At 70.8% G+C, this 15,343-nt stretch carries 12 protein-coding genes; 4 read left to right on the forward strand and 8 right to left on the reverse strand.

All coding sequences use genetic code 11. The features are described 5' to 3' along the window. Positions 1-260: 260 nt before the first annotated feature. Positions 261-2,393, forward strand: coding sequence for an ATP-binding protein (locus tag ACQPZX_RS37235; protein ID WP_433366172.1), 2,133 nt, complete (start codon positions 261-263; stop codon positions 2,391-2,393). On the opposite strand, the gene ACQPZX_RS37240 is transcribed toward ACQPZX_RS37235, so the two are convergent. Both ACQPZX_RS37240 and ACQPZX_RS37245 read right to left on the reverse strand, forming a co-directional pair. Further along, positions 2,390-3,301: a hypothetical protein gene (locus ACQPZX_RS37240; RefSeq protein WP_433366175.1), complete on the reverse strand. Its 912-nt coding sequence runs from the start codon at positions 3,299-3,301 to the stop codon at positions 2,390-2,392. The genes ACQPZX_RS37235 and ACQPZX_RS37240 overlap by 4 nt on opposite strands. Then, entirely contained in the window at positions 3,291-3,773 is a 483-nt protein-coding gene (locus ACQPZX_RS37245) for a pyridoxamine 5'-phosphate oxidase family protein (protein ID WP_433366178.1), read from the reverse strand. Before ACQPZX_RS37245 ends, ACQPZX_RS37240 begins: the two co-directional genes overlap by 11 nt. Before the next feature lie 67 nt (positions 3,774-3,840). Here ACQPZX_RS37245 and ACQPZX_RS37250 point away from each other — a divergent pair, with 67 nt between their 5' ends. The 3 genes from ACQPZX_RS37250 to ACQPZX_RS37260 are packed head-to-tail and all read left to right on the forward strand — an operon-like array spanning position 3,841 to position 7,664. After that, positions 3,841-5,817: a copper-translocating P-type ATPase gene (locus ACQPZX_RS37250; protein ID WP_433366181.1), complete on the forward strand. Its 1,977-nt coding sequence runs from the start codon at positions 3,841-3,843 to the stop codon at positions 5,815-5,817. Between the two features lie 46 nt (positions 5,818-5,863). Next, entirely contained in the window at positions 5,864-6,424 is a 561-nt protein-coding gene (locus tag ACQPZX_RS37255) for a winged helix-turn-helix domain-containing protein (protein WP_433366184.1), read from the forward strand. After that, positions 6,417-7,664: an MFS transporter gene (locus tag ACQPZX_RS37260; protein WP_433366186.1), complete on the forward strand. Its 1,248-nt coding sequence runs from the start codon at positions 6,417-6,419 to the stop codon at positions 7,662-7,664. The genes ACQPZX_RS37255 and ACQPZX_RS37260 overlap by 8 nt, the downstream gene beginning before the upstream one ends. A 187-nt stretch (positions 7,665-7,851) precedes the next feature. Here ACQPZX_RS37260 and ACQPZX_RS37265 read toward each other — a convergent pair whose 3' ends face one another. From ACQPZX_RS37265 to ACQPZX_RS37290, 6 genes are read right to left on the reverse strand one after another with little or no spacing between them, the layout of a single operon-like run. Then, the gene (locus ACQPZX_RS37265) at positions 7,852-8,802 is read right to left on the reverse strand and encodes a hypothetical protein (protein WP_433366189.1); all 951 of its coding nucleotides are present in this window, start codon (positions 8,800-8,802) and stop codon (positions 7,852-7,854) included. Between the two features lie 43 nt (positions 8,803-8,845). Continuing rightward, complete coding sequence (locus ACQPZX_RS37270; RefSeq protein WP_433366192.1) at positions 8,846-9,283, reverse strand: HIT family protein; 438 nt, start codon at positions 9,281-9,283, stop codon at positions 8,846-8,848. Between the two features lie 34 nt (positions 9,284-9,317). Beyond that, the gene (locus ACQPZX_RS37275; RefSeq protein ID WP_433366194.1) at positions 9,318-9,791 is read right to left on the reverse strand and encodes a GyrI-like domain-containing protein; all 474 of its coding nucleotides are present in this window, start codon (positions 9,789-9,791) and stop codon (positions 9,318-9,320) included. 37 nt (positions 9,792-9,828) lie between these two features. Beyond that, positions 9,829-11,604 carry a gamma-glutamyltransferase family protein gene (locus ACQPZX_RS37280; protein ID WP_433366197.1) on the reverse strand — a complete coding sequence of 592 codons (1,776 nt, stop codon included), beginning with the start codon at positions 11,602-11,604 and terminating at the stop codon, positions 9,829-9,831. Between the two features lie 42 nt (positions 11,605-11,646). Further along, positions 11,647-13,578: an ABC transporter ATP-binding protein gene (locus ACQPZX_RS37285; RefSeq protein ID WP_433366200.1), complete on the reverse strand. Its 1,932-nt coding sequence runs from the start codon at positions 13,576-13,578 to the stop codon at positions 11,647-11,649. Then, complete coding sequence (locus ACQPZX_RS37290; protein ID WP_433366203.1) at positions 13,575-15,335, reverse strand: ABC transporter ATP-binding protein; 1,761 nt, start codon at positions 15,333-15,335, stop codon at positions 13,575-13,577. The genes ACQPZX_RS37285 and ACQPZX_RS37290 overlap by 4 nt, the downstream gene beginning before the upstream one ends. Between the last annotated feature and the right edge of the window lie 8 nt (positions 15,336-15,343).

Below are 15,343 nucleotides of genomic sequence, written 5' to 3' on the forward strand. Positions count from 1 at the left end.
GACAGCCCTGATGAGGTAGGGCCCGCAGCGCACGGCAACTCATCACGATCGCGGCGGCGGCAGCGCTGATGAGCTGGGGCTCGAGGCGCGCGGCAACTCATCACGGCAGCGGCAGCGGCAGCGCTGACGAGGTGGGGCTCGGGGTGTGCGGCAAGTCATCAAGAGCGCTGGTGGCGACTCGTTGCGGGCGGTGGGCGTACCTGATGGTTTGGCGGTTTTGAAGGTCTTTCTTCCCTAGGCTGGGAAGCCGGAGGTAGGCCATGCGGCGTGAGGACCCCGGCCTGGACGCCGGACGCTTGTGGGGCGCCCGGGCTTCGACGACGGTCGCGGGCGGGGTATGGCGACCCGGCGTGCTCGAAGAGGGGATGCTGAGCACCTCGGCGGAGCCGCATCGCGGGGTGCTCACCAGCGGGGCGGCCGATCAGCTCGCGGCGCTGGTGGCCCGGGCCGCGCACGCGCCGGTCGGGCTGATCCATTTCGTGCAAGGGGGGCGGCTGCGGCTCTACGGCGGGTGGGGGCTTTCGGGCAGCTGGGACGAGGTCGCGGACGTGCCGGTCGAGGAGTCGCTGGCCGAGATCGTGCTGCGGACCGACGCGCCGGTGCTGATCACCGATCTGAGCGCGGACGACCGGGTGCGGGGCGGGCGGAGCGGGGCCTATCTGGGACATCCGATCCGCGACCAGCACGGCGCCGTGCTCGGCATCTGCTGCGCGTGTGACAGCGAGCCGCGCTCGTGGACCGCCGACGAGGTGGCGGCGGTCGCGGAGGCCGCGCAGGTGTGCACTCTGCTGATCACCGAGCAGGTGGCGCGGCACGAGATCGACCAGCAGCGCCGGTTCCTCGACGCGGTGCTCGACAGCCTGCACGACGGGGTGACCGCTTGCGACGCGGATGGGCGGATCGTCTTCGTCAACGAGCGGATGCGGGCCATGTGGGGCGAGGCGGGGCTGCCCGACGACCGGCTGCCGGACGGGCTGACCGACGTGGACGGCAAGTCGCTCGCCCGCGACGACCTCGGCATCTTCCGGGCGCTGCGCGGCGATCATCTGCGCGACGAGGAGGTGATCCTGCACGGCTCGGACCGGCGCACCCGCCACTACCTGGTGGATGCGCATCCGATCACCGGGCCGGACGGGCACACGGTCGGGGCGGTGCAGGCCGTGCAGGACGTGACGCGGCGCCGGCGGGTGGAGCGGTTCCGCACCTGCGAGCTCGCGGTGACGACGGCGCTCGCGGAGGCGCCGAGCATCGAGGCCGCCGGGCCGCGCGTGCTGGAGGCCGTGGTCGGCACCCTCGACTGGGTGCACGCCGAGTTGTGGCTGGTCGACGACGCGGCGGCGGTCGTGCGGTCGGCCGCCCGGTGGAGCGCCCCGGGGTGGCAGGCCGACATCGACGTGCCGGTGGATCTTCCGTACGGGACGGGACTGGCCGGCCGGGCCTGGCAGGTCGGCAAACCGCTGTGGATCCGGGACGTCGGTCAGCCGCAGAGCCTCATCTCGGAGGAGACGGCGAAAAGCTCCCGGCTGCACGCGGCGCTTGCCATCCCCGTACGGGAAGGCTTCGAGACTCTTGGGGTTCTGACGGTTTTCGCGGACACGGTCGAGGATCCGGAGGACGAGTTGCTCGCCCTCATGTCGGGGATCGCCGCGCACATCGGTCAATTCGTTGAGCGGCGTCTGGTCGACGACCTGCAGCGTCAGCTGAACCGTTCGAAGAACGAATATCTGGCGCTGATCGGGCACGAGCTGCGCACCCCGTTGACATCCATCAGCGCCTATACCGAGCTGCTCCGGGAGGCGGACGAGCCGACGCTGGTCGCCGAGGGCCCGCGGCTGCTCGAAGTCATCGACCGGAACACCAATCAGCTGCGGCACATCATCAACGAGTTGATGGAGTTGTCCGCATTGGACGCCGGCCACGCCGATGTGCAACTCGCGCCGATGGATCTGGCCGAGGTGGTGCGGGATTCGCTGGCTAAGGCGCGCGCGGCGGTCGACGGGGCGCCGCTGGTGATCGAGGAGGAACTGCCGGAGCATCTGGTGCTGCCGGGCGACCGGAAAAGGCTGCGCCAGGTCGTCGACAACCTTCTCGGGAACGCCGTCAAATACAGCCCGGACGGTGGCCACATCGGGGTGACGCTGAAGGCGGCGGGCCGCGCGGCCGAGCTGGCCGTCTCGGACACCGGACTCGGCGTCTCGACCGACGAACGGGAAAAGATGTTCACCGGGCTCTATCGGACGAGCCGCGCCCGCGACAAAGCGATTCCGGGTACGGGTCTGGGCCTCACCTTGAGCCGCGCGGTCGTGACCCGGCACCACGGCAGCATCGAGTTGGTGGAGACCGACGGTACCGGCACCACGGTGCTGGTGCGCCTGCCGATGGATGCCCGCTAAGCGCCGCCCAGGACGGTCAGCGCGTCGATCGTGACCCAGGGATTCGCGCGCTTGACGCTCGTGCCGCCCCAATCCGCGTTGTCGGAAGTGGCCGAGTAATAGCGGGCGTGCGCCGGCCACCCGTCCGCCAGCCGCATCGACTGCAGCATTTCGAGCGCTTCCGAGCAGCGCGGATCGCCCAGCAGCCCCATCTCGCCCATCGCCTTGAGCCCGCCGAGGATGTCGTAGTGCCAGTAGAGCGGGAAATGCAGCTTGCCGAATTCCGCCCGGATCAGCTCGCCGCTGCGCGCCCCGAAGGCCAGCCGCCGAGTCAGGAAGACCTCCGCCGCGGCCCGAGCGGCCTCCCGAGCGCGCGGTGTCCCGTACAGCCATAATCCGCGCATCGGCAGCAGCGTCTCCATGAAGGACGACGCCGACGCCGCGGGATTGCGGTCGCAATTCCACCCGCCATCGGGCCATTGCCACCGGAGCAGCATCTCGGCGAGCCGGTCGCAGCGCTCGTCCGCGAGCCCCAGCTTCAGCAAGAACCACAGCGCATAACCCTGTTGGGACGCGTGCGCCCGATAACGCCCGTCGAGAAGCGGAATGCCCCGCTTGCCATACGCGACCGACACTTCGCGGTCATAGCTTTCGTCGAGCCACGCCGCGAGAACCTGCTCTCGCAACGGAATCAATTCCGCCGAGCCGGGTGGGTGGCCGATCTCGGCGAGCGCCGCCAGCACCCAGTGGGCGCCCTGCCATTTCGCGTACGGCTGAGAGCCGACCCCTGCCACCATGCGCCGCACCATCTCCGACGCCGGAATGGCGGCCCGATCCTCCTCGGCGGCCTCGCCGAGAACCCGGGACCGCACCAGCCACCGAATCGCCGGCTCGGGCGAGGCCAGCAAACCCTCGATCTCAGGCCGCATAGACCGTCATCCAATGTGGGCGCAAACGGTAGTAGACGACCTCGTTCTCCCAGTCGAAGGCGTCCTTGCCGTAGTGCTCCCGCAGGTACGCGAGCAGCTCCGGCCAATCCGCGGAGGACGGGCCCAGCTCCTCGGCCGTGCCGTGGGTGAAGACGCCCAATTCTTCGCCGCGCATGTGGGCGGCGCTCGCAGCCGGGCGGGCGGCCAGGTGGCGTGCCTTCGCGGCGGTGCGGGCGGTGCCGAAGTGCCACCTGCCGTGCAGGAAGTGGCCGTCGACGCCGCTGATCCGGGGCTCGCCCGTCGCCGTCACGGTCGACAGCGCGAGCGTGCACATGCCGGTCAGCTTCTCGACGAGGTCGGGGGCGGTCATCGTGCGCTCGGCCACGATCGAGCGCAGGTGGGCGGTGGATCGGGCGAGCGAGGCGTCGAGCAGGTCCTGAAGGGCGGCTAGTTCCTCCGGCGTTTCGCGCATCCGATCACCATATCGGGTTGGCGAATACCCCCAGGGGGTATATGTTCGGGGACGGAGGTGGACGTCGATGGAGCACACAGCGCACGCGCATGGCGAGCACGCGGGGCACGACCCGGAGATCTTCCGGCGGAAGTTCTGGCTCAGCCTCGCCCTGACCGTCCCGATCGTCGTGACCAGCGAGATGGTCATGGACTGGTTCGGCTACAACCTCGATTTCCCCGGCATCGGCTGGGTCGGCCCGGTCCTCGGCACGATCGTCTTCTTCTACGGCGGGTGGCCGTTCCTCACCGGCGGCCTGCACGAGATCCGCGGGCGCCAACCCGGCATGATGCTGCTGATCTCGATGGCGATCACCGTCGCGTACGTCGCGTCGATCTCGACCAGCTTCGGCTGGTTCGACCTCGACTTCTGGTGGGAGCTCGCGGCCCTCGTCACGATCATGCTGCTCGGCCACTGGCAGGAGATGAAGGCGATCGGCCAGGCCCAGGGCGCGTTGAGCGCCTTGGCGGCGCTGCTGCCCGACGAGGCCGAGCGGGTCGGCGCGGACGGCGGGACGACCAGGGTCACGATCGACGACCTCCGCGTCGGCGACACGGTGCTGGTGCGCTCGGGCGGCCGGGTGCCGGCCGACGGGACCATCGTCGAGGGTGCCGCGTCGCTCGACGAGTCGATGATCACCGGCGAGTCGCGCCCGGTGTCGCGCGGGATCGGCGAGCGCGTGGTGGCGGGGACGGTCGCGACCGACTCGGCGCTGCGGGTCGAGGTCACGGCCGTCGGCGACGACACCGCGCTGGCCGGGATCGGGCGTCTCGTCGCGCAGGCGCAGGCCTCGCGCGGCCGGGCGCAGGTGCTGGCCGACCGGTTCGCCGCGCTGCTGTTCTACGTCGCGGCCGGCGCCGGCCTGATCACGTTCGTGACCTGGTGGGCGGCCGTCGGCGATCTCAGCCAGGCCGTCGTGCGCACGGTCAGCGTGCTCGTGATCGCCTGCCCGCACGCGCTGGGCCTGGCGATCCCGCTGGTCATCGCGATCTCCACGGCCCTGGCCGCCAAGAACGGCATCCTCGTGAAGGACCGGCTCGCGCTCGAGCGGATGCGCACCGTCGACGCCGTCCTCTTCGACAAGACCGGCACGCTCACCAAGGGCGCGCACAAGGTCACCGGGGTCGCGGCGGCGGCCGGCCACACCGAGGACGACGTGCTCTCGCTGGCCGCGGGCGTCGAGGCCGACAGTGAGCATCCGCTGGCCAGGGCCATCGTGGCCGCCGCGCCGCGGCGGATCACGGCGTCGAGCTTCGAGTCTTTGACCGGGCGCGGGGTGCGTGCGCTGATCGATCATCATCCGTACGCCGTGGGCGGGCCGGCCCTGCTACGCGAGTTGGGCCTCACCGTCCCCGACGATCTGAGCAAGGCGGCCGGGGAGTGGTCGCGCCGCGGCGCCGCGGTTTTGTATTTGATATCCGATACCGACGTGGTCGGCGCGTTCGCGCTCGAGGACGAGGTGCGCCCGGAGGCGCGGAACGCGATCGCCTCGTTGCGCCGCGAAGGCGTACGCGAAATCTTGATGATCACGGGGGACGCGAAGCCGGTCGCCGATGCCGTCGCCGCCGACCTGGGTCTTGACGAGGTCTTCGCCGAAGTGCTGCCGGCCGACAAGGACCGGGCCGTCGCCGACCTGCAGGCGCGCGGCCTGACGGTGGCGATGGTCGGCGACGGGGTGAACGACGCTCCCGCGCTGGCCCGGGCGGACGTGGGGGTGGCGATCGGCGCCGGCACCGACGTGGCGATCGAGTCGGCCGGGGTGGTGCTGGCGTCGTCGGACCCGCGCGGGGTCACCGGCGTCATCCGGCTGTCCCGGGCGTCCTACCGCAAGATGATCCAGAACCTGGCGTGGGCGGCCGGCTACAACGTGATCTCCATTCCGCTCGCCGCCGGGGTGCTGGCCTGGACCGGCTTCGCGCTGAGCCCGGCCGTCGGCGCGATCCTCATGTCGGCCTCGACGATCGTGGTGGCCCTCAACGCTCAGCTGCTGCGACGTGGTTTCTGACCGTTCCCACTTGCTAAAGATGTCTTTCTAAAGCATTCTCTAGGGTATGCATGAGGCTATCCGGCTGACCGAGGCCACGTCACTGCGGGCGTACGCGCATCCTCTGCGCCTGCGGTTGATCAGCCTGCTCCGCACCGAGGGCCCGATGACCGCGACCCAGGCCGCCGCCCGGCTCGGCGACACCGTGCCGAACTGCTCGTTCCACCTCCGGCAGCTCGCGAAGTACGGTCTCGCCGAGCGCGCGCCCGGCGCCGACGCGCGCGAACGGCCGTGGCGGGCCACCGCGCAGTACACGTCCTGGGACAACTACTCCGACGATCCGGCCGTGCGCGCCGCCACCGACCAGCTCAGCTCCGCGCTCGTCACCGACTACGCCCGCCGCGCGCAGGAGTGGCTGGCCGCCGGCGGCGACGAGCCGGCCGAGTGGCGCCGGGCGGCCGGCCTCGGCGACGTGCTGGCCCACGTCACCGCCGACGAGCTGCTCGAGCTGATGGAGCAGATCGACGCGCTGATGGCCCGCTACGACGACCGCCTCACCGACCCGTCGCGGCGCCCGGCCGGTTCCCGGCCGGTGCAGATCATCCGGATGGCGGTCCCCCGTGACTGACACCCTCCAGGAGCGCCGCGACCCGCCCGCCCTCCTGCGCCGCCCGCCGTTCCGCCGCTACTGGTCGGCGCAGACCGTCTCGCTCTTCGGCGACCAGATCACCGTGCTCGCGATGCCGCTGCTGGCGGTGCTCGCGATCGGCGCCGGTCCGGCCGAGATGGGCTACCTGACCGCCGCCGCCCTGGCGCCCAACCTGGTCTTCTCGCTCCCGGCCGGCGCCTGGGTCGACCGGTACCCGTACAAGCGCCGCCTCATGATCGCCGCCGACCTCGGCCGGGCCGGCCTTCTGCTGCTCGTGCCCATCCTCTGGTGGAGCGGCTCGCTCACCCTCACCATCCTGTACGCGGTCGCGTTCGGCACCGGCACGCTCTCGGTGCTCTTCGAGGTCGCGCACAGCAGCCTGTTCGCCTCGCTGGTCGAGCGCCCCGACTACGTCCGCGCCAACAGCCTCGTCAACGGCAGCCGCGCGATGTCCTACGTGGCCGGTCCCAGCGTCGGCGGCCTGCTCGTCCAGGTCTTCACCGCGCCGTTCGCCCTGATCGCCGACGCGGTCACCTTCGTGGCGTCGGCCGGCTTCCTCTCCCGGATGGCCGTCACCGAGCGCCGGCCACCGGCCACGGCCGAGGGCGGCGGGATGGCCTCCGGCATGCGCTTCGTGCTCCGCTCACCGGTCCTGCGCGCGATCCTGTTCGGCACCTCCACGCTGAACCTCTTCAACTACATCTTCGCCGCCCTGTTCGTCCTCTACGTGACCACCCAGCTGCACGTCTCCCCCGGCCTGCTCGGCCTGATCACCGGGGCCGGCGCGATCGGCGGCCTGGTCGGCGCGGTGCTCGCCGAGCGCATCGCCCGGCGCATCGGGATCGGCCCCGCGCTGATCGCCGGCATGGTCGTCTTCCCCGCGCCGCTGATCCTGGTCCCCCTGGCCACCGGCCCCGGGCTGCTGTTCGTCGCCGAGTTCGTCGCGGCCCTGGGCGTCATGCTGCTCGACATCGCCGCCGGCTCGGTGCAGACGGCCGCCACCCCGCACGAGCGCCTGTCGGTCGTCTCCGGCTTCAAGCGCACCGTCAACTACGGCATCCGCCCGATCGGCGCCGTCCTGGGCGGCGCCTTGGGCGCGACGATCGGGGTGCGGCCGGCATTGTGGATCGCCACCGTGGGCGCACTACTAGGCGTGGTGTGGATCGTGTTCTCCCCGCTGCGCCGTATGCGGGAGCTCCCCGTGACGTCAGAAGGCTGATGACCAGCAGGCCGGAGCTGAGACCGAGCACGACGTCGGTGCCCAGCGCGGCACAGCAGTGCACGGGGTAGTGGACCGGGATGGTAAGACTGCGGCCCGTATCCACGTCCCACACTCGTGCCGTCTCGTCGGCGCTCGACGAGACGAGCCGGGACCCGTGGTCGTCACCGGTGGCGATCATCGGGCGTCAGTCGACCCGGATCGCGCACATCGTCGTCACGGGGCCGCCATAGCCGTCCAGCCCGGTGTGGGCGCCGGTGGCGGGATCCCACAGCTTAGTCACGCCGCCTCCGGCGTAGGCGAGCGCCGGACGCCCGTCGATGTCGACCGCGCACATCGCCCCCGGTTCGGTATTCGACACGATGCGGCCGCCGCCGTCCGCCGGGTCCCAGATCTCCAGCCGGCCGGGGGCGGCGTACGCCAGCACCGGTCGCCGATCGTCCTCGATCACGCACAGCGCCGTCACGCCGCCGTCCACCTTCCGGGTGGCGTGGACCTCACCGGTGCCCGGGTCCAGACGCGAATCGTCTGGTCGGCGCCCGCCGATGCGATCATCGGACGCCCACGGATCTCGACCGCGCCCATCGCGGTCACTTCGGCGGTGTGCCCCTCCAGCGTCGCCTGCTCGACACGCGGCCGGCGTCCGGGCCCACCGCGCCCGGTACGGCATCCGGTCGTGGACGATGCTCGGCGGCAGGCCCTGCAACGCCTGGCTGACGCTGAACATCGCCGCCCGCTCGCCCGGCGCCGCGCCGGCCGCCTGGGGAGTCAGCCGGAGCAGCTGGGTGCGCAGCCGTCCGGTCTCGCTCTCCGAGCCGGCGGCGGCCGGGATGAGCCGCAGCAGATCGGCGTGCAGGAGCGATTCGTCAGCGCTGCCCGTCTCGCTGCCGTGCCGGCTGCCCTTGGGGAAGCCGAACGCCCACCAGCGCAGGCCCAGCAGGTCCCGCGGCTCCGGCGCGCGCGGCCGGGCCGGCTCGACCTCGACCGGCCGGTCCTCGTCGAAATGGAGCACCGCCACGTCGGCGATGCCCGGCTCGTCGATCGCCACCGCCGCGCCCAGCGGCTCGAATCCCGTCGCGCCGTCCCGCTCGCGGCTGTGGACGGCGAGCGTCCAGGTGTCGGCATCCGGCGTCGTCACTCTGCATCCCGAGGTCCGGCTTACGGTGACGACATGCTAGCTGTCAGTGCGCGAGGGCGGCGCGCACGGCGAGGGCCAACTCGTCGCGCTCGGCGTCCGGCAGGGCGTTCTCGGGGTCCAGATAGCCGAAGACGGCCGGCCCGCGCCGGTCGGCCGGCTGGTCGGGCATGCGCGGCACGATGTGGAAGTGGACGTGGGCGAAGCCCTCCGCCTCGGCCAGCTGCAGCACGTACGTCTTGGCGCAGCCGGTCACCTCGTGCAGCGCCCGCGACAGGCGCACCTGCCACCGGCCGAGCGTGGCCGCCTCCGCGTCGGTGAGCTCGGCGATCGCCGTGACGTGCCGGCGCGGCAGCAGGACGAGCCAGCCCGGCAGGGCACTGTTGAAATCGTGCACCACGCGCCACGAGTCGTCGGCCGCGATCCGCTCGCGGGGCGGCAGCTCGTCGAAGCGGGCGTTGTTGCGGCAGGCGTAACAATCCATAGGGCGGAAGCTATCCCGTACGGGCAAGCGACGATCACCGCAGCTTGATGGCGACCTCGGTGTGCCATTTCGTCTTCATGCGCTCGGTGCGCGGATCGGTCAGGTAGGCCTCGTAGCGGCAGGCGAACCGGTCCCCTTCCCGGCTCTCCTCGACGTCCATCCGCAGGTCCTGCGCGCGGATCCAGTCGATCAGCGTGCCGTTGGCGCGGCGGCCGTGGTTGGCGAAGGTCATCGCGGCGTAGCGGCCGGCCGGGAGGACGCCGGGGCGGATGCGGCCGTCGGGCTCGGGCGGGCTGTCGGTGACGACGCCGACCTCGATGTCCATCGGGCCGTCCATGTCGATCACGTGCAGGCGGAAGAAGGTGAGGCCGCTGTCGTAGCGGGCGTGCAGCTCGCTCATGAGCTCGTCGCGGACGGCGAACATGCCCCGGAACGGGGTGACCACGCGGATCCCGGCGTAGTGGCGTTCGGGGCGGTCGACCGCGGAAGGACCCTCGAAGATCTCCATGCGATCGATTCCACCACGCCGGGACCAGCGGGAGCCGCTATCGGGTGGGGTGGACCACGCCGGCCGCGCCGCCGCCGCGCCGGACCGGCTCGGCGGAGGCGATGATGCCGCCGTGGGCGGTGAACTCCATGGCCGTCGCGGCGCCGATCTCGGCCATGTCGGGGCCGAACGTATGGCCCAGAGCGGTCAAGGACGGGCCGTACTGGGTTCGGAAGGCGGGCTCGGCCTGGATGCCGGCGGTGTTGCGCTGCGAGCCGCGCGGGGCGGCCAGCGCCGTCGGCAGGTCCATGTCGAGGACCAAGCGGTTGACCAGGATCTGCAGCACCGTCGTGATGATGGAGGCGCCGCCGGGCGAGCCCAGGGCCAGCATCGGCTTGCCGTGCTTGAGGACGATCGTGGGCGACATCGAGCTGCGCGGCCGCTTGCCGGGACCGGGCAGGTTCGGGTCGGGGGCGGTGCCCTGGGTGGGCGTGAAGTTGAAGTCGGTCAGCTCGTTGTTGAGCATGAAGCCGCGGCCGGGCACGACGATGCCGTTGCCGCCGAACTGCTCGAGCGTGAAGGTCCACTCGACGACGTTGCCCCACCGGTCGGAAACGGTGATGTTGGTGGTGCTCAGGCCGTTGTCGGGCGTCAACGTCGCGGGGGCGGGCGTGCAGCCGGAGGCGTTGATGTCACCGGGGGCGACCGGCTTCGTCATGGCCGCGGTCGGCGAGATCTTGCAGGCACGCTGCGCGGCCCAGCGGTCGGAGATCAGCTTGCGGAGGACGTCCTTCGACGTGTACGCGCCGACATAGCGGCCGCGGTCGGCGAAGGCCAGCGCGGACGCCTCCAGATAGGTGTGCAACACCTGAGTGGCATCCTGCGGGTCGATCGTCTCGAGGATGTTGAGCGCCTCGCTGACGGCCGTGCCACCGCTGGACGGCGTCGACATGCCGTAGACGCTGAGGCCGCGGAAGTCGGAGACGGTCGGGCCCGGCCGCCGGATCCGGTAGGCGGCGAGGTCGTCCATGGTGAGCACGCCGGGGCGGATCGGGTACGCCCAGGTGCCGACCGGGTCGGCCGAGACGGGCGGGTGCTGGACGGTCTTGACCAGGTCGGCGCCGATCGGGCCGCGGTAGAACGCGCCGATGCCCTGCCGGGCGATCTGCCGGTACGTGTCGGCCAGGTCGGGGTTGCGCTGGGTCGAGCCGAGCGCGGGCGGGGCGCCGCCGGGCAGGTACAGCGCCTTGGTGGAGTCGAACTGGCCGAACGCGGCCAGGTTGTCGTTGATCTGCTGGCGGAACTGGGCGTCGACGGTGAAGCCGCGGTCGGCCACCGCGGCCGCGGGCCGCAGGATCGAGGCCAGCGAGCGGGTGCCCCACTGGCGCAGCGCGGCGTCCCAGGTGGCGAGCGCGCCGGGCACCCCGGTGGACAGCCCGCTGACCCGGGCCTCCTGGAAGTCGTAGGGCAGGCCGTCGGCGGGGTCGATGAAGTAGGTCGGCGTCATCGTCGCGGGACCGGTCTCCCGGCCGTCGATGGTGGAGACGCTGTGCCGCTTGGCGTCGTAGTAGACGAGGAAGCCGCCGCTGGCGGGGCCGGCGACGAACGGCTCGGTGACGCCGAGGGTGGCCGCGGCCGTGACGGCGGCGTCGATCGCGTTGCCCCCGTGCCGCAAGACGTCGAGGCCGGCGGCGGTGGCGGTCGCGTCGACCGTGGCGATGCCGCCGCCGTAGCCGTAGGCGGTCGGGCCCAAAGTCGGCGTGGAGGCCGACGCGGGCGCGGCGACAAGCGCCGACATCAATAACACTGCTGCTGAAACCGGCAAGATCCGCATCGATCCTCCGAAGTGGGCTTCGCCATGGGCAGAGGTTGCTGTCTATCCCTGCCTACCAGATGCGGCGGCCCACGTCTCGAACATGGCGGCATATCGGCCGCCGGCCCGGACGAGGTCGGCGTGCGAGCCGGACTCGACGATCCCGTGGTCGTCGACCACGATGATCCGGTCGGCGCGCATCGCCGTGGAGAGCCGGTGCGCGACCAGGATCGCGGTGCGCCCCTGCAACAGCGCGTCGAGCGCCGCCTCCACCCGCAGCTCGGAGCGCAGGTCGAGGCTCGAGGTGGCCTCGTCGAGCACAACGACGCGCGGCTCGGCGAGAAACGCGCGGGCCAGGGCGAGCAGCTGCCGCTCGCCGCTGGACACCGACTGGCCGCGCTCGTGCAGCGCGGTCTCCAGGCCTTCCGGGGAGCGCTCGACGAGCTCGCGCAGGCCGACCGCGTCGACGGCGGCCCAGACCTCCTCGTCGGTGGCCTCCGGGCGGGCGAAGGCGATGTTGTCGCGCAGCGTGCCGGCGAAGAGGAACGGCTCCTGCGGCACGACCCCGATCTGGGTGCGCAGCGAGTCCAGCGTGACATCCCGCAGGTCGTGCCCGTCAATTCGGATATGTCCAGAGTCAGGGTCATAAAAGCGGGTCACCAGCTTGGCCAAAGTCGACTTTCCCGCGCCGGTAGGGCCCACACAAGCGACCGTCTCCCCCGGCGCGATCCGCAACGACAAGTGCGACAACACCGGACGTGAAGGCAAATATCCGAAAGTGACGTCGTCAAAGACGATCTCCCCGGTCACCGGAGGCAGCACGAAAGCGGCGGGAGACTGCCGGACAGAAGGCGACATCTCCAGCAAAGACCGGATCTTCCCGATCGCGGCCTTCCCCTGCTGGTACTGCGTATAGAGCTGCACCAACTGCTGCACCGGCTGGAAGAACGCGTTGATGTAGAGCACGAAGGCGGTCAGCTCCCCGATGGTCAAGGAACCTTGCAACACCATTCGGCCGCCGACCAGCAGCAGGATCGCCATCGCCACCAGCCCGATGACCGACGTGCCCGGCCCGTAGATCGCGTTGATCCGCCCGGTGTAGTCGTTGGCGTCCCGGTACGCGCCGACCACCGACCGGTGCGCGACCACGTTCCGCTCCTGCCGGTTGTGCGCGGTCACCACGCGCACCCCGTTCAGGCTTTCGGAAAGGTCCGCGAACATCGCCGCGATCGTGTCGCGCTGCCGGTTGTAGCCACGGTCGGCCGCGTACCGGAACCACAGCGACGCGGCCGTGAGCGGCGGCACCACCAGGACCAGCGTCAGGATCGCCAGCAGCACGTTGTAGTGGAACAGGATCGCCGTCACCACGACCATGGTCAGCGCCTGGATGAGGAACTGGGCGAAACCGTCCTGCAGCAGGCTTTGCAACGACTCCACGTCGGAGGTCATCCGGGTCATGGTGACGCCGGCCTTCTCCCGCGTGTAGTAGTCGAGCGACTGGCGCTGCAGGTGTGCGAAGATGCGGATCCGCAGGTCACGCGTGGCCGACGCGGCGAGCACGCCGCTCTTGCGCATCCGCACCGCGGTGGCCAGCCCGGTGAAGACGACAGCCAGCACGAAACCGATCGTCACGATGACGAGCACGCGCAAGTTCTTGTCGGCGATGCCGTGGTCGATGCCGACCTGGACGAGGTACGGCCCCGCCTGCAGCAGCAGCGTCTCCACCAGGATCGCCAGCGAGGCCGCCACCAGCAGCCCCGGCCGCCGGATCAGCAGCCGGCCGAGCGAGACCCGCCCGCCCGAGTCGCCCACCGGGTCGAAGGGCGCGTGCGGGTCGCCGTGATCGGGCTCGGTCGCCTCGAGTTTCGCGACTCCGGCGGCAAGGTCGGCGGGAATTCCCGCGAACGGCGCCCCGCTGTCCTTCCGACCGGCCGCGCCCACGGTCGGCCGGCCGCCGACGCTGAACCCGCCGAAGCCACCACCGAACATGCTCATGCGGTCACCACCTGGGCGGCCAGAACCTCGGCGTACCGGGGCTCGGAGGCCAGCAGGCTTTCGTGCGTGCCGTCGGCGATCACCCGGCCGCCTTCCATCAGCACGACCCGGTCGGCGAGACTGATCGTGGAGAGGCGGTGCGCCACGATCAGCGTCGTCCGCCCCCGCATGCGCTCCTTGAGCGTGCCGTGGATGCGCTGCTCGACACCCACGTCGATGGCGCTGGTCGCGTCGTCGAGCACCAGGATCGGCGGGTCCACGAGCAGCGCCCGCGCGATCGCTATCCGCTGCCGCTGCCCGCCGGACAGCGTGTAGCCGCGCTCCCCCACCACGGTCTCGTACCCCTCGGGCAGCTCGAGGATGAACTCGTCAGCGCCGGCGGCAACGGCCGCTTCGATCACCTCTCGATGGGTGGCGTGCGGTTTCCCGTACGCGATGTTGTCGTGGATCGAAAGGGAGAAGAGAAAGGGCTCGTCGGGCACGATGCCGACCTGCTCCCGCAGCGACGACAGCTTGATCTTGCGGACGTCGGTGCCGTCGATGGTCACGCTGCCCGAGGTCACGTCGTAGAAGCGGGCCGCGAGCCGGCCCAGCGTCGATTTTCCCGACCCGGTGCCGCCGACGACGGCGACGGTTTCCCCGGCTTTGAGGGAAAGTTTCAGGCCGTCCACGGCCACAGTGCCATTCGGGTACGCGAAACGGACGTCGACAAACGCAAGATCCCCGCGCAACGGCCGCTCGACCGGGTCGGGGTCGTCCAGAATCTCGCTCGGCGTATCGAGGATCTCGTAGATCCGCCGCGCCGACGCCGACGCCCGCTGACCCATCATGATCATCATGCCGAGCAGCCGGAACGGGGGCTGCAGCATCAACACGTACGAGTTGAAGGCGACGATCGTGCCGACGGTGGTGTGCCCGTCGATCACCATCAAGCCGCCGACCAGCAGCACCAGCGCGAGGCCGAGCCGCGGCAGGTTGTCGAGCAGCGGGTTCCACCGGCTGCGGATGCGCGCGTCCTGCCGGTAGGCCCAGCGGATCCGGTCGGCGCTCTCGGCGAGCGTGCGCAGCTGGCGCCCCTCGGCCGCGAACGCCTTCACGATCCGTACGCCCTGGATGTTCTCGTCGACGACGGTGGCCAGCCGGGCCAGCCGGGCCTGGATCATCCAGGACACCGGGAAGATCGCCTTGCGCATGCTCACGCCGAGCACCCCGATGACCGGCATGGTCACCATGGCGACGATCGCGAGCGGCACGTTGATGGAGAGCATGAGCACGAACGCGACGACCGCGATCAGGCACTGCACCAGGATCGACGGGCCGAACGAGAGGTACATCTGCACGGCCCGGATGTCGGAGCCGGAGCGCGACATCAGCTCGCCGGACTGCACCCGGTCATAGAAGCCGAACGGCATTCGGACCAGATGGGTGTAGACGATGTTACGCAGGTCGTACTCCATCTCGTACGCCGTGCGCAGCAGGTAGAGGCGGGCCAGATAGTTGATCAGGCCTTGCAGCAGGGCCAGGCCGATGATCGCCATGACGTAGGTCGCGAGCTTGCCGGTGCGGTCGACGATCGCGTCGTCGATGCCGATGCGGACCAGGTTGGGGATCTGGACCTGCACGATCAGCCCGACGAACGACAGCACCAGCGAGGTGATCAGCAGGGCCTTGTGGGCCTTCACGAGCGGCAGCGCACGACGCAACCAGCTCTTACGGACATCAGGGTCGATGGACGCCTTGGGCGCGCGCCGGCTCAAGCAAAGCC

The organism is Actinoplanes sp. CA-142083 (assembly GCF_050942195.1).
Taxonomy (GTDB): Bacteria; Actinomycetota; Actinomycetes; order Mycobacteriales; family Micromonosporaceae; genus Actinoplanes.

Bases quoted from the DNA above. Each gene is read 5' to 3' on its own strand.
- ACQPZX_RS37235 (WP_433366172.1), top strand. From the start codon at position 261: ATGCGGCGTGAGGACCCCGGCCTGGACGCCGGACGCTTGTGGGGCGCC.
- ACQPZX_RS37240 (WP_433366175.1), bottom strand. From the start codon at position 3,301: ATGCGGCCTGAGATCGAGGGTTTGCTGGCCTCGCCCGAGCCGGCGATT.
- ACQPZX_RS37245 (WP_433366178.1), bottom strand. From the start codon at position 3,773: ATGCGCGAAACGCCGGAGGAACTAGCCGCCCTTCAGGACCTGCTCGAC.
- ACQPZX_RS37250 (WP_433366181.1), top strand. From the start codon at position 3,841: ATGGAGCACACAGCGCACGCGCATGGCGAGCACGCGGGGCACGACCCG.
- ACQPZX_RS37255 (WP_433366184.1), top strand. From the start codon at position 5,864: ATGCATGAGGCTATCCGGCTGACCGAGGCCACGTCACTGCGGGCGTAC.
- ACQPZX_RS37270 (WP_433366192.1), bottom strand. From the start codon at position 9,283: ATGGATTGTTACGCCTGCCGCAACAACGCCCGCTTCGACGAGCTGCCG.
- ACQPZX_RS37275 (WP_433366194.1), bottom strand. From the start codon at position 9,791: ATGGAGATCTTCGAGGGTCCTTCCGCGGTCGACCGCCCCGAACGCCAC.
- ACQPZX_RS37280 (WP_433366197.1), bottom strand. From the start codon at position 11,604: ATGCGGATCTTGCCGGTTTCAGCAGCAGTGTTATTGATGTCGGCGCTT.
- ACQPZX_RS37285 (WP_433366200.1), bottom strand. From the start codon at position 13,578: ATGAGCATGTTCGGTGGTGGCTTCGGCGGGTTCAGCGTCGGCGGCCGG.